The organism is Thermomonas fusca, from assembly GCF_005862345.1.
GTDB lineage: Bacteria > Pseudomonadota > Gammaproteobacteria > Xanthomonadales > Xanthomonadaceae > Thermomonas > Thermomonas fusca.
Genome location: NZ_SROY01000002.1, coordinates 196,593 through 210,831, shown reverse-complemented (window position 1 = coordinate 210,831; position 14,239 = coordinate 196,593). Strand labels below are relative to the sequence as shown.

General features: G+C 69.9%; 12 protein-coding genes. 6 read left to right on the top strand and 6 right to left on the bottom strand.

Annotation, left to right across the window (positions count from 1 at the left end):
- Positions 1–14 precede the first annotated feature (14 nt).
- Positions 15–422, top strand: a complete 408-nt coding sequence (rnfB, locus tag E5S66_RS05235) for an Rnf electron transport complex subunit RnfB (protein ID WP_138348154.1) — start codon at positions 15–17, stop codon at positions 420–422.
- A 10-nt stretch (positions 423–432) separates the two neighbouring features.
- Here rnfB and E5S66_RS05230 read toward each other — a convergent pair whose 3' ends face one another.
- The 6 genes from E5S66_RS05230 to E5S66_RS05205 form a co-directional block, all read right to left on the bottom strand.
- Positions 433–1,389, bottom strand: a complete 957-nt coding sequence (locus E5S66_RS05230; RefSeq protein WP_138348152.1) for a TraB/GumN family protein — start codon at positions 1,387–1,389, stop codon at positions 433–435.
- Positions 1,389–2,342 (bottom strand): DUF1684 domain-containing protein, encoded by a 954-nt coding sequence (locus E5S66_RS05225; protein ID WP_138348150.1) that lies wholly within the window; start codon positions 2,340–2,342, stop codon positions 1,389–1,391. The genes E5S66_RS05230 and E5S66_RS05225 overlap by 1 nt, the downstream gene beginning before the upstream one ends.
- A complete protein-coding gene (gene mutL, locus E5S66_RS05220; RefSeq protein WP_138348148.1) occupies positions 2,321–4,111 on the bottom strand; it encodes a DNA mismatch repair endonuclease MutL in 1,791 nt (596 codons plus the stop codon). The genes E5S66_RS05225 and mutL overlap by 22 nt, the downstream gene beginning before the upstream one ends.
- Before the next feature lie 76 nt (positions 4,112–4,187).
- The gene (locus tag E5S66_RS05215; RefSeq protein ID WP_425472166.1) at positions 4,188–5,657 is read right to left on the bottom strand and encodes an N-acetylmuramoyl-L-alanine amidase; all 1,470 of its coding nucleotides are present in this window, start codon (positions 5,655–5,657) and stop codon (positions 4,188–4,190) included.
- A gap of 106 nt (positions 5,658–5,763) precedes the next feature.
- The gene (gene tsaE, locus E5S66_RS05210; RefSeq protein WP_138348146.1) at positions 5,764–6,219 is read right to left on the bottom strand and encodes a tRNA (adenosine(37)-N6)-threonylcarbamoyltransferase complex ATPase subunit type 1 TsaE; all 456 of its coding nucleotides are present in this window, start codon (positions 6,217–6,219) and stop codon (positions 5,764–5,766) included.
- Positions 6,220–6,223: 4 nt separating this feature from the next.
- Positions 6,224–7,696, bottom strand: a complete 1,473-nt coding sequence (locus E5S66_RS05205; RefSeq protein ID WP_138348144.1) for an NAD(P)H-hydrate dehydratase — start codon at positions 7,694–7,696, stop codon at positions 6,224–6,226.
- Between the two features lie 37 nt (positions 7,697–7,733).
- On the opposite strand from E5S66_RS05205, the gene queG reads away from it, so the two are divergent.
- From queG to E5S66_RS05180, 5 genes are all read left to right on the top strand, one after another.
- Positions 7,734–8,789, top strand: coding sequence for a tRNA epoxyqueuosine(34) reductase QueG (gene queG, locus E5S66_RS05200; RefSeq protein ID WP_138348142.1), 1,056 nt, complete (start codon positions 7,734–7,736; stop codon positions 8,787–8,789).
- Positions 8,790–8,832: 43 nt separating this feature from the next.
- Entirely contained in the window at positions 8,833–11,082 is a 2,250-nt protein-coding gene (gene parC / locus E5S66_RS05195; protein ID WP_138348140.1) for a DNA topoisomerase IV subunit A, read from the top strand.
- Between the two features lie 99 nt (positions 11,083–11,181).
- Positions 11,182–11,835 carry a thiopurine S-methyltransferase gene (locus E5S66_RS05190; RefSeq protein ID WP_138348138.1) on the top strand — a complete coding sequence of 218 codons (654 nt, stop codon included), beginning with the start codon at positions 11,182–11,184 and terminating at the stop codon, positions 11,833–11,835.
- Positions 11,836–11,900: 65 nt separating this feature from the next.
- Positions 11,901–13,301, top strand: coding sequence for an oxygen-independent coproporphyrinogen III oxidase (hemN, locus tag E5S66_RS05185; protein WP_138348136.1), 1,401 nt, complete (start codon positions 11,901–11,903; stop codon positions 13,299–13,301).
- A gap of 61 nt (positions 13,302–13,362) precedes the next feature.
- On the top strand, positions 13,363–14,115 hold the full coding sequence (locus E5S66_RS05180; protein WP_028840113.1) for a helix-turn-helix domain-containing protein: 753 nt from the start codon (positions 13,363–13,365) through the stop codon (positions 14,113–14,115).
- Positions 14,116–14,239 lie beyond the last annotated feature (124 nt).

Sequence of the window (14,239 nt, the reverse complement as noted above, 5' to 3'; positions counted from 1 at the left end):
AACGGCAGCGCACCATGACCGATCTCGTCGAACGCCTAGACCGCCTGCTGCCGCAGACCCAGTGCGGGCAGTGCGGCTTCGACGGTTGCCACCCCTACGCCGAGGCGATGGCCCGCGGTGAAGCCGGCATCGACCATTGCCCGCCCGGCGGCGATGCCGGCGCGCGTGCACTGGCTGCGGTGCTGGGCGTCGCGCCGCGGCCCTATGATCGCAATCGCGGCATGCACAAGCCCGGCGAACTGGCCTTCATCATCGAAGCCGACTGCATCGGCTGCACCAAGTGCATCCAGGCCTGCCCTGTGGACGCCATCCTTGGCGGCCCCAAGCACATGCACACCGTGCTGGACGCGCTGTGCACCGGCTGCGAACTGTGCGTGCCGGCCTGCCCGGTGGATTGCATCGTGATGCAGGCTGGCGCATAGCGCCCGCGCCTCAGTCCGCTGCGCAGCTGTCGCAGATCCGCTCGACCGTGTAGCCCTTCGCTTTCAGCTGTTCCACCAGCCCGTCGCTGCCCAGCAGGTGCAGGGAGCCCACCACCACCAGCGTGTTGTCCTTCTTCGACTCGGACAGGCGCTTCTCCACCTGCGGCAGCCACGCGCGGTTGCGCTCCACGTCGAGCAGGCGGTAGCTCTCCGGGGTCTTTTGCGCCATCTCCGCGCGCATCCCGCTGTCCAGCTTGGCCACATCGCCCGCGCGCCACCAGGCATGCATGTCGTTCATCTGGCGGACCGCTTTCTGCGGGTCGGACAGGAATTCGTCCATGCCCTGCGCCTGCTCGGCGTAGGGCACCGCATCCATCGCGCGCATCTGGTCTTCCACCGTCTCCAATCCCGCTGCCGGCTTGCCGGCATCACTCGCACGCGCCATCAGCTTGCGGTCCAACCCCAGCTCCTGGCTGAAGCCCATCGCGCGGGTGACGCCCAGCACCAGGCCCAGGCTCACCGCCCACGGCTCGCTGTGCTCCAGCGCCTGCACGCTGCCGCCGCCGGCCGACACCAGCGTGGACAGCTTCTCCAGCGTCGGCTTGGGCAACACGGTGCTCAGGCTCTTGCCATCCTCGTAGGCCATGTACTTCTGCATCACCGCCATCGAATCGGGCGCGGTCATCGCCGCCGGGTCGATCTCGAACAGCAACGAGGCGCTGTCGTCGAAGGCGCGGTCCACTTCCACCGGCAGCGGGTAGTCGTCGGCCTTGAGCAGGTGGAACGAGCCCAGCAGATAGACGGAATTGTCGGCGTCGGACACCTTCCACAACAGCGGACGTTTGGCGTCCGCCTGCGCTTGCGCCGGTTGCGGCTGTGCCGGCGGCTGCGACTGCTCGAGCTGGACCGCGACGGCAGCGGGAACCAGCAGGGCGCACAGCAGGAAGGCGGGCAATCGGAATTTCATCAGGCGTCCTTGGAAGGGGATTCGGGCTTGCGATAGTTTTTCTCGCCCGCTTCCACCCGCAGGTCCAGCCGGTTTTCCGGCGGCGGCAGCGGGCAGGTGGCGAACGGGGTGAATGCGCACGGCGGGTTGTGGGCGCGGTTGAAATCGAGCGTCAGCCGGCCCTGCGCATCCGGCATCGGCGCGTCGATGAAGCGTCCGGCGCCGTAGCTGCCATGGCCGCTGGTGCGGTCGGCGAAGACCAGGAACAGCGTGCCCTCGCCCTGGTCCAGCGCCTCCAGCCGGAACGGCGTGCCGTTGCGGGTGAACTCGACCACGCCGGGGTTGGGAATCTCGTCGGTGGTGCCGATGATGTTGGCGATCGGCAGGGTCTTGCCGGGCGTGTGCGGGATGAAGCGCGCCTGCACCCGCCACTGTGGGCCACCCGGCCAGTACTGCAGGCCGGCGAAATGCACCCGGCTGTCGGCATCGCCGTGCTTGACCCGCAGCGCCAGCCGGCCACCGCGCTCGATCACCGTGGCCAGCCCCTTGCCGTCGTCGAACCCGATCACGCTGGGGCCGCCGGCGTCGACATCGCTGCGCAGCGCGCCGCCCTTGCCGGGCTCGCCATCAATGGTGACCGCCGCATCGGCCACGAAGCGCGCCTTGCCGTCGCGCACGCTGAACACGCCCAGATGCGGCGGGCCCAGCAGCAGGCGGATGCCGTTGTCGGCGGCGCTGCCGACGCGATGGCTGCCGCGATCCAGCCAGTGCAGGCCGACCAGGCTGGCCCAGCCGTCAGGCTTGGTCAGCTCGGCCAGACGCTGCGCGCGCCATGCGCTTTCGGAGGCAGCGAACTCGGCCGCGGCCTTCGCCTTCGCGGCTTGCTGCGCCGCGCCGGGCTCGGTGGAGCGATTGCAGGCAGCCATCGCCAACGCGGCGACAACCAGCAGGATCAACGTCCGCGCAGGAACCATTTGTCCATCTCCGCCAGCGAAAAACGCGTCCACGTGGGGCGGCCGTGGTTGCACTGGCCGGATCGTTCGGTGGCTTCCATCTCGCGCAGCAGCGCGTTCATTTCGGGAATCGTGAGCCTGCGGTTGGCGCGCACCGCGCCGTGGCAGGCCATGGTGGCCAGCAGTTCGTCGCGGGTCTCGGCCACCCGGCGGGTGTTGCCGTGTTCGCGCAGGTCGGTGAGCACGTCGCGCAGCAGCGCTTCCACATCGCCGTGGGCCAGCAGCGCCGGCACGCTGCGCAGCAGCAGCGACTGCGGGCCGCTGCGCTGCACCTCGAAGCCGAGTTGCGCCAGCGTGTCGGCTTCGCGCTCGGCGATATCGGCCTCGCGTTCGGACACCGCCAGGCTGCTGGGCACCAGCAGCGGCTGGGTGCGCAGCCCGGCGCCGTCGTGCGCGGCCTTCAATTTTTCGTAGCCGATGCGCTCGTGCGCGGCGTGCATGTCGACCACTACCAGGCCCTCGGCGTTCTCGGCAAGGATGTAGATGCCGTGCAGCTGGGCGACGGCGAAGCCGAGCGGCGGCATGCCGCCGGGCGCGTCGTCCGGCATCGGCATCGCAGCCAGCGGCTGCGTCGATGCGGCATCGGCGCGCGGCGCATACAGCGCGGCATAGGCGGCGGGCGCATCGCCCACACGCAGGCCCATGGCCTGCTGCTGCGGCGGCGACGGCATCGACCAGCGCGGCGCGTCCGCGGCAGGCACCGACATCGGCGGGGTGGGCGCGGCCATGCTGCCGGCGCGGGTCTCGGCCAACGCGGCGTGCAGGCTGCGGTAGACGAAGTCATGCACCAGGCGCGACTCGCGGAAGCGCACCTCGTGCTTGGCCGGGTGCACATTGACGTCGACGCCGCGCGGGTCCAGTTCCAGGAACAGCACGTAGGCCGGATGGCGGCCGTGGAACAGCACGTCGCTGTAGGCCTGCCGCACCGCGTGGGCGATGTTGCGGTCGCGCACGCTGCGGCCGTTGACGTAGAGGTACTGCTGGTCGGCACTGGCGCGGTTGTACGCGGGCTGCGCGATCCAGCCGTGCAGGCGCATGCCGGCGCCGGCGTGGTCCACGCGCAGCGCGTTGCGGGCGAACTCCTCGCCCAGCGCCTCGTGCAGGCGCACGTCGCTGAGCAGGTGGCCCTCGCCCTTCCAGCGCCGCGACGGCTTGCCGTTGTGGCTGACCCGGATCTCCACGTCGGGCCGCGCCAGCGCCAGCGTGCGCAGCCACTCCTCGATATGCGACAGCTCGGTGCGCTCGGCGCGCAGGAACTTGCGCCGCGCCGGCACGTTGAAGAACAGGTCGCGCACTTCCACCGTGGTGCCGTGCGGATGCGCGTTCGGCGCGACTTCGCCCAGCCTGCCACCATCGATGCGCAGCTCCGCACCATGTTCGGCATCACGCCTTCGCGAGGCGAGGCGGAAACGGCTGACCGAGGCCACCGACGGCAGCGCCTCGCCGCGGAAGCCGAGCGTGGCCACCGCTTCCAGATCATCGATGGAGGCGATCTTGCTGGTGGCGTGGCGGCTCACCGCCAGCGGCAGCTCCTCCGGCGCGATGCCGCCGCCATCGTCGCGGATGCGGATCAGGCGGGTGCCGCCTTCCTCGAGGTCGATGTCGATGCGTTTGGCGCCTGCGTCCAGCGCGTTTTCGACCAGCTCCTTGACCACGGAAGCGGGTCGCTCGACGACCTCGCCGGCGGCGATCTGGTTGATCAGGGTATCGGGGAGTTGACGGATGCTCACCCGAGGATTCTAGCCGGCCACGCACGCCGTATCCGGCGCATGGCGGAACACATCGGACGCGGCGACGGTCGCGACGTCAGGGACTGCCGCCGGCGCCCACCGCGGCGATGTCCAGCGTCCGACCGCCCGACGGGATCTGCGCCGACTGGCGGGCCTGCGCGCGCGCCGCGTACAGCGTACCCGGCGGCGGCTGGCGCGAGAAATAGCGGTCGACACCGTCCAGGATCGCGCTGGCGAGGGTGCGCTGGAAGGCCGGGTCGGCCAGCCGCTTCTCTTCATCGGGGTTGGAGATGAAGGCGGTTTCCACCAGCATCGCCGGCATCTTGTCGGAGGTGCGCAGCACCGCGAAGTTGGCGCGCTCGACGTCCGGCTTGTGGTTGTTGCCGACGCGCTTGAGGCCGCCCAGCACATGCTCGGCGGCGTCTTCGGACGCCTTCATGTTGCCGCTCTGGGTGAGATCCAGCAGCACCGAGGTCAGGGTGTTGTCGGCCACGCGCACGCGCTCGCCGCCGATGATGTCGGCGGCGTTCTCCTTGTCGGCCAGCCAGCGCGCGCGCTGCGAGGACGCGCCGCGGGTGGACAGCACGTAAACCGAGGAACCGCGCGCGCCGCGGTTCTCGGCGGCGTCGGCGTGGATAGACAGGAAGATGTCGGCGCGGTTGGCGCTGGCACGGCGGGCGCGATGGTTGAGGGGGATGTACATGTCGCTGTCGCGGGTCAGGAACGCCTTCAGCCCCGGGGTGGCGTTGACCTGCCGGGCCAGCTCGCGGGCGATGGCGAGGGTGATGTCCTTCTCGCGGGTGCCGTTGGGGCCGTGTGCGCCGGGATCCTGCCCGCCGTGGCCGGCATCGATGGCAACCACCAGCGGGCGGGTACCCGCCTGCGGCAGCGGCCGGGGGGCGGGCACGTCCGGCGCGGCCTGCTGCACGGAAGGGCTGGCGGCAGGCGGCGGCGTGGGCGTCGTGGCGACCGTGGTCTTGGCGGGCACACCCTGCGTCGGCATCGCGGCAGTGGCGAAGGCGGCGATGGGATCGCCGGCGGGCGTGCCGGTGGACGGCGCCGGATCTGCGGTCACGGGCTTTTCGGTCGTGGCAACGGCGGGCGTGGCGGCGGCGGCAGTGGCCGGCACGGACGCCGGCGCCGGATCACCGGGCCATTCCAGCACCAGCACGGTGCCGGACGCGGCGGTATCCAGCGTGGTCGGGATCGCCCTGACCTTGCTGGCCAGGTCGAACACCACCCGCACCGTGCCCGGGACGGGCTGCCCCGTGCGCACGGCCTTGACCATGCCGGCGGCCGCCGGCAGCGCCAGGCCGCGCGCCAGATGGCTGGAGGGGAAATCCACCGCCAGCCGCTCGGGATTGGAAAGCGGGATCAGCCGGTACTCGCCGGCCTTGTCCAGATGCAGTTCGGCGCGCGTGCCGGTGGCCCCGGTCTCGATACGCAACTGCTTGATTTCAGAAGCATTTACATGAGAACAGGCGAACGCGGCCAGCAGCATGGCTGCCGGCAAGACGCGATTGCAGCGGTTCCCCATCGGACGCATGGCCGGGAGTTAAGCACCTGTCGAGATCAGACGCAAGCACTTTTCCCTGAATAATCCGTGACCTGCAGAACTTTCCTCGACCCGTGCAGAGCTTGCACCCGCAACTTCAGGTCATGCCGATCGCCGCCAGCCACTGCCGGCCCATCGCGGTCCGCGCATCCAGCCGGCAGCGACGGCCGTCGCCGTCCACCGCCAGCGCGATGTCCAGGTCCACCGGCGGCAGCGCGCCCTGCCCGCGCTCCGGCCACTCCACCAGCCACAGCCGGGCTTCGGCCGGATCGAGACCGAGGAATTCCAGTTCGCCCGGACTGCCGATCCGGTACAGGTCCAGATGCAGGGCCAGCCCGCCGGCCGGCAGCGCGTACTGCTCGACCAGGGTGTAGGTGGGGCTGCGGATGGTGCCGGTGACGCCGAGCGCGCGCAGCAGCGCGCGTGCCAGGGTGGATTTGCCGGCGCCGAGGTCGCCGTGCAGCTGGATCACCGCGCGCTCGGGCAGGGTCTGCGCCAGCCGCGCGCCCAACGCTTCGGTGGCGGCGGCATCGGAAAGATGGAAATCGGACATCCCGCTATCGTCGCACCGGATTGGCCAGCCTGCGCAACCACGGCAGCAGGTCGGACGGCAGCAGGCCGCGTTCGCCGTCCTCGCGCGCGGCCGCATCGCCCGCGGCGGCGTGCAGCAGCGCACCGGCGACCGCCGCGTCATGTGCATCGAAGCCTTGGCCGCGCAGCGCCGCGACCACCCCGGTCAGCACATCGCCCATGCCACCGGTGCCCATGCCGGGATTGCCGGCGCAGATCACCGCGGGCGGGTGGCCCGCGGCCTGCACGATGCTGCCGGCGCCCTTCAGCACCACCGTGCAGTCAAACCGCGCCTGCAGTGCGACGGCCGCCGCGAAACGATCGCGCTGCAGCTCCGCGGTGGTGCAGCCAAGCAGGCGCGCGGCCTCGCCCGGATGCGGAGTGACGATGTCGTCCGCCCGCAGTGGTGCGCCCGTCGACGCCAGCAGATTGAGCGCGTCGGCATCCAGCACGCGCGGCTTGTTGCAGGCCAGCGCGGCATGGAACAGGGCGCGGCCCCATTCGCCCTGCCCAAGCCCCGGACCAAGTGCCAGCACGTCCGCGCGCGCCAGCAGCGGCAGCAGTTCCGCCGTGCCTTCCACCGCATGCGCCATCGCTTCCGGGCAGCGCGCCAGCAGCGCCGGCACGTGCGCTTCGCGAGTGGCAACGCTGACCAGACCCGCGCCGCTGCGCAGCGCCGCCTGCGCGGCCAGCAGGATCGCGCCACCGCTGCCGGCATCGCCGCCGATGCACAGCACGTGGCCATTGCGGCCCTTGTGGCCATCGCGCGGGCGCAGCGGGAAGAAGCCGGCCAGCGCGTCGCCGCGCCAGGCCAGCGCGGTCGGCGCGATGCCATCGAACGCCGACGCCGGCAGCTCCAGCGTCGCCAGCTCCAGTTCGCCGCAGTGCTCCAGCGCCGCGCCGGTGCGCAGGCCGCGATGGCGGGCGAGGAACTGCAGGGTGCAATCGGCATCGATCGCCGCGCCCGGCGCGCTGCCGGTGTGGGCATCGATGCCGCTGGGCACGTCCAGCGCCAGCACCGGCGCGGGATGCGCGTTGATGGACGCGATCAGCGCGGCGGTGGTCGCGTCCGGCGCACGCGCCAGGCCGATGCCGAACAGGGCATCGACGATCAGATCGGCATCGCCCAGTTCGCTGCCGATGATCCCGCCAGCCGCGAGATAGTCCGCACAGGCGCGCCGGGCCAGCTCACTGGCCGGCTCGGCCAGGCGCAGCACACGCACCTCGCGGCCGGCCTCGTGCGCATGCCGCGCCAGCACGTAGCCGTCGCCGCCGTTGTTGCCCGGCCCGCAGGCAACCACGATCCGCATTGCCCGCGGCCAGTGCTTGAGCGCGCAGCGCCAGCCGGCCTGCCCGGCGCGCGCCATCAGCGCGAACGCATCGCCGTCGCACAGCGCGGTGCCGCGCGCCTCCAGCGCACGCAGCGCGGCGGGGTCGAACAGCGGCAGCGGAGCGTGCATGGCGGCGGTTCCCGGGTGCGAACCTATAATTTGCGCCATGTCCACGCCCGACTACAACGCACTTGCCGCGCGCATCCGCACCCTTGCGCACGACGCCGGCTTCCAGCGGGTAGGCATCACGGGGGTGGAGCTCAAGCAGGACGAGGCGCACCTGCTCGACTGGCTGGGCCAGCAGCTGTACGGTTCGATGGAATGGATGGCGCGCCACGGCGCGATGCGCGCCCGTCCGGCCGAACTGCTGCCGGGCACGATCCGGGTGATCTCGGTGGGGCTGGACTACGGCAAGGACCCGGACGCCGCCTGGGCCAACCTGCGGGAACACGAACGCGCCTTTGTTGCCCGCTACGCGCTGGGCCGCGACTACCACAAGCTGATGCGCAACCGCCTGCAGAAGCTGGCCGAGGTGGTGCAGGCGGAGATCGGCCCGTTCGGCCACCGCGCCTTCACCGATTCCGCGCCGGTGCTGGAACGCGCGCTGGCGCGCAACGCCGGGCTCGGCTGGATCGGCAAGCACACCTGCCTGATCGACAGGGACGGCGGCAGCTGGTTCTTCCTCGGCGAACTCTTCGTCGACATCCCCCTGCCCATCGATCCGCCCGCCACCGCCCACTGCGGCAGCTGTACCCGCTGCATCGACATCTGCCCCACCGGCGCGATCACCGCGCCCTACCGACTGGATGCGCGCCGCTGCATTTCCTATCTCACCATCGAACACGAAGGCAGCATCGACGAGGAACTGCGCCCGCTGATGGGCAACCGCATCTACGGCTGCGACGACTGCCAGCTGGTGTGCCCGTGGAACAAGTTCGCCAAGCGCAGCGACGAACCCGACTTCCGCGTCCGCAACAACCTCGACAAGGCCAGCCTGGCCGAGCTGTTCGCGTGGGAGGAAGACGAATTCCTGCGCCGCAGCGAGGGCAGCGCGATCCGCCGCAGCGGCCACGAGCGCTGGCTGCGCAACATCGCCATCGCCCTTGGCAACGCGCCGACCACGCCGGAGCTGCTGGCCGCGCTGGAAACCCGCCGCAACCACCCCTCGGCGGTAGTGCGCGAGCACGTGGAATGGGCGCTCCGCCGCCACGACGCGGCCTGAGCGCGACTGCCGGCCACCGCCGCGCTGGCCTTAGAATGGCCAGATGACCGACGATCTCCTCCGCTCCACCTTCCACGGTTTCGAACAGATCCCCCTGCGCGAATACGCCGAACGCGCCTACCTCGACTACTCGATGTACGTGGTGCTGGACCGTGCGCTGCCGTTCATCGGCGACGGCCTCAAGCCGGTGCAGCGCCGGATCATCTATGCGATGAGCGAGCTGGGCCTGAACGCCTCCGCCAAGCCCAAGAAATCCGCCCGCACCGTCGGCGACGTGATCGGCAAATACCACCCGCACGGTGATTCCGCCTGCTACGAGGCGATGGTGCTGATGGCGCAGCCGTTCTCGTGGCGCTATCCGCTGATCGAAGGCCAGGGCAACTTCGGCTCCAGCGACGACCCCAAGTCGTTCGCGGCGATGCGCTACACCGAGTCCAAGCTCTCGCCGATCGCCGAAGTGCTGCTGGGCGAGCTGGGCCAGGGCACGGTGGACTGGACGCCCAACTTCGACGGTACCCTGGAAGAGCCCACCTGGATGCCGGCACGGCTGCCGCACCTGCTGCTGAACGGTACCACCGGCATTGCCGTGGGCATGGCCACCGACGTGCCGCCGCACAACCTCAACGAGATCGTCAGCGCCTGCGTGCGCCTGCTGGACGACCCCGACGCGACGGTCCGCGACCTGTGCGAACACGTGCGCGGCCCGGACTATCCCACCGCGGCGGAAATCATCACCGCGCCTTCCGACCTGCTCAACCTGTACGAGACCGGCAACGGCAGCGTGCGTGCGCGCGCCGTGTTCGTGAAGGAACACGCCAACATCGTCATCACCGAGCTGCCGCACCAGGTCAGCCCGAGCAAGGTGATCGAACAGATCGCCGCGCAGATGCGGGCCAAGAAGCTGCCGTGGCTGGAGGACATCCGCGACGAGTCCGACCACGCCAACCCCACCCGCATCGTGCTGATCCCGCGCAGCAACCGGGTCGACGCCGAACAGCTGATGGGCCACCTTTTCGCCACCACCGATCTGGAAAAGAGCTTCCGGGTCAACATGAACGTGATCGGGCTGGACGGCCGTCCACAGGTGAAGAACCTGAAGATGCTGCTCAGCGAATGGCTCAGCTTCCGCCAGACCACCGTGACCCGCCGGCTGAAACATCGGCTGGACAAGGTCGAGCGCCGCCTGCACCTGCTCGAGGGCCTGCTGGTGGCCTTCCTCAACCTCGACGAAGTGATCCGCATCATCCGCACCGAGGATGAGCCGAAGGCGGTGCTGATGGCGCGCTTCCGGCTGTCCGAGGACCAGGCCGACTACATCCTCGACACCAGGCTGAAGCAGCTGGCGCGGCTGGAGGAAATGAAGATCCGCGGCGAGCAGGACGAGCTGGCGGCCGAGCGCGAAAAACTGCTGGCCACGCTGGACAACAAGGCCAAGTTGAAGAAGCTGATCAAGGACGAGCTGCTGGCCGATGCCAAGAAGTTCGGCGATGCCCGCCGCAGCCCGTTGGTGGCGCGGCAGGCCGCACAGGCGCTGGACGAGACCGAGCTGGTGGCCAGCGAGCCGATGACCGTGGTGGTCAGCGACAAAGGCTGGGTGCGCGCCGCCAAGGGCCATGACATCGATGCCGCCGGCCTGTCCTACCGCGAGGGCGACCGCCTGCTGGCGGCGGTTCGCTCGCGCAGCAACCAGCAGGTGGCCTTCCTCGATTCCACCGGCCGCACCTACTCGACGTCCGTGCACACGCTGCCCAGCGCGCGCGGCAACGGCGAACCGCTGACCGGGCGCTTCTCGCCGGCGCCGGGCGCCAGCTTCGAGGCGCTGGCCAGCGGCGGCAACGACGAGCGGCTGGTGATCGCCTCCAGCCATGGCTACGGCTTCGTCACCCGCTTCGAGAACCTGACCAGCCGCAACAAGGCCGGCAAGGCGCTGCTGTCGCTGTCCGAAGGCGGCCACGTGCTGCAGCCGGCGGCGGTGGCCAGCGTCGAGGTCGACCGGATAGTTGCTGTCACCAGCGCCGGCCATGTGCTGGCCTTCCCGGTGGCCGAGCTGCCTGAACTCGACAAGGGCAAAGGCAACAAGATCATCGAAATCCCGAAGGCCAAGCGCGGCACCGAGAAAGTGGTGGCGATCGCGGTGGTGCCCGAGGGCGGCAAGCTGCTGGTGCAGTCCGGCGCCCGCACCATGACCTTGGCCTTCCGCGACCTCGATCCCTACCTCGGCGCCCGCGGCTCGCGCGGCGGCCTGCTGCCGCGCGGCTGGCAGAAGGTGGACGGGTTGGCCGTCGAAGCCTGAACACTGCATCGACGGCGAGACCACCGGGTGTTTCGCGTAGCGGCATTCCAGCCGCAGCGAAATGACCGGCGGTAGGCGCCGTCGAGCGAGGAGACACGAATGCACCCTGATTTCTGGCACCAGCGCTGGCAACAAAACCAGATCGGCTTCCACCAGCACACCCCCACCCCGCTGCTGCAGAAGCACTGGCCGGCGTTGGGCGTGCCCGCCGGCGCCCGGGTTTTCGTGCCGCTGTGCGGTAAATCGCTGGACATGGCCTGGCTGGCGGCGCAGGGACACCGGGTGCTCGGGGTGGAGCTGTCGCGGCTGGCGATCGAGCAGTTCTTCGCCGAACACGGCCTGCAGCCCGCCATCGAGGACAGCCGCTACGGCACGCATTTCCGCGCCGGCGACATCGAGATCATCTGCGGCGACGCCTTCGGCCTGGACGCGGAGCTCCTGGCCAGCTGCAGCGCCGTGTTCGATCGCGCCGCCCTGATCGCGCTGCCGCCGGCGTTGCGCCGGAGCTACGCGGGCGAACTGCAGGCGCGCCTGCCCGCTGGCTGCCGCGGCCTGCTCATCACCCTGGAGTACCCGCAGGCCGAACGCGATGGCCCGCCGTTCGCGGTGCAGGAGCAGGAAGTGCGGGAGCTGTACGCCGACGCATGGCGCGTTGAGCTGCGCGAGCGTCGCCCGATTCCGGCCGACCACCCGGGTTTCGTGAATGGGGTGTCCAGCCTGCAGACCGCCGTCTACGCGCTGCAGCGCCGGTGAAAGCCCGCCACGCGGGTTGATCCGGATCAATTCGCATCCCTGCCAATCTGCCCTAAGCTGCACCCATGCATTCCCAGCACATCGCCTTCGATGCCGGCCTGTTGCGCCGCTATGACCGGCCCGGTCCCCGGTACACCTCGTACCCGACCGCGCCGCAGTTCGCCGCGGACTTCGGCGAGGTCCAGCTGCGCGAGGTCGTGCAGGCCAGCAACGAGGAGCCGATCCCGCGCCGGCTGTCGCTGTACGTGCACGTGCCGTTCTGCTTCAGCCCCTGCTTCTACTGCGGCTGCAACCGCATCATCACCCGCGATCTGGCCCGCGGCGAGGCCTACCTGGCCCGGCTGCACCGCGAGATCGCGCTGGTCGCGCCGATGTTCGACCGCGACCGCGAGGTGATCCAGCTGCATTTCGGCGGCGGCACCCCCAACTTCCTCACCCCGCAGCAGCTGGGCGACGTGGTGGATGCGCTGCGCCGGCAGTTCCATTTCGCCGAAGCCGGCGACCGCGACATCTCCATCGAGATCGACCCGCGCTTCTGCGAGCCGGGCTGGCTGCCGGAACTGGCCAAGATCGGTTTCAACCGCGCCAGCCTGGGCGTGCAGGACTTCGACCCGAAAGTGCAGGAGGCGGTCAACCGCATCCAGAGCGTGGAGGAAACCCGTGCGGTGGTGGACGCCAGCCGCAAGGCGGGCCTGCGCTCGGTCAACATCGACCTGATCTACGGCCTGCCCGGGCAGAACCTGGAAGGCTTCGGCAAGACCCTCGACATCGTCACCGAGATCCGCCCGGACCGCCTGGCGGTGTACAGCTACGCGCACATGCCGCATCTGTTCAAGCCGCAGAAGCAGATCGACGAAGCCCTGCTGCTGGATGGCGAGGCCAAGCTGGCGCTGCTGCAGCTGGCGGTGGAAAAGCTCTCGGAGGCCGGCTACGTCTATGTCGGCATGGACCATTTCGCCCTGCCCGACGACGACCTGGCCCGCGCACAGGCGCGCGGCGGCCTGCATCGCAACTTCATGGGCTACACCACCCACGCCGACAGCGACCTGGTGGGCCTGGGCGTCTCCGCGATCAGCCATATCGGCAACAGCTTCAGCCAGAACCCGCGCGACCTGCCCTCGTGGGAAGGGGCGATCGACGCCGGTCGCCTGCCGGTGTTCCGCGGCATGCGCCTGAGCGAGGACGACGAGCTGCGCGCCGACCTGATCCAGTCGCTGATGTGCCAAGGCGAGATCCCGATGGCCGCGCTGGAGCGCCGCTACGGCATCCGCTTCGAGGAGTACTTCGGCGAGGAAATGGAGCGCCTGCGGCCGCTGGCCGAGGACGGGCTGGTGCGGGTTTTGCCCGGGCGCATCGAAGCCACCTCGCAAGGACGGCTGCTATTGCGTAACATTGCCATGTGCTTCGACCGATACCTGGCCCCGCCCGAACCCGACGCCCGGCCGCGCTTCTCCCGCGCGATCTGACCCGTCCCCGCGATATCGACGCCAGACCGGTTCCGGGGCGTTGCCCCAGCGGGTGCCCGCGATGAGCAATCTGCCGTTTCCGCGGCTGGGCCCGCAGGTCCTGTCCGACGATGGCGACGAACTGCAGTTCTGCACCACCTGCGCGTTCTCCCACGCCTGCCTCTCGCAGGGCATGGACAAGAGCGCGCTGAAGGAACTGCACGTGCTGGTCGAGCACATCGGCCCGTTCCACGCCGGCGACTACCTGTTCCGCGAGGGTGACCCGTTCGAGGCCATCGCCGCGGTGCGCGCCGGCAGCGTCAAGACCTGCGTCACCGACCGCGAAGGGCACGAACACGTGCTCGGGTTCCACTTCCCCGGCGAAGTGATCGGTCTCAATGCCATCGACGGCCACCGCTACCCTTGTGACGCGATCGCGCTGGACACAGTGATGCTGTGCCGCTTCTCGTTCCCGAAGATCTCGGTGCTGGCGACCCGCGTGCCCGGCGTGCAGCGCGAGCTGTTCCGCCTGCTCAGCCGCGACATCGGCCGCGCCGCCCTGCTGGCCGGCGACTGGAGTGCCGACCAGCGCGTGGCGGCATTCCTGGTCGGGATGTCGCGCCGGCTGTCCGCGCGCGGGTTTTCGTCCACGCGCTTCCAGCTGACCATGGCCCGCACCGACATCGCCAACTACCTGCGGCTGGCGCCGGAAACGGTGAGCCGCGTGCTGCGCCGGATGCAGGACGACGGCGTGCTGGCGGTGGAGCGGCGCGAAGTGGAACTGCTGGATTCCAGCCGCCTGGAAACGCTGGCGGCGCCGATCCTGCGCGAGTGAAGCGGCTAACCGAAACACTCCCAATCGCCTGATCGGCGCGATCCTCGCAGGCAGTTGACGCAAGTCATGGTGCAGCGCGGCGGATCGGCCGACGATGCCGTCGCTCGTTCAATCGCTTGTTCAA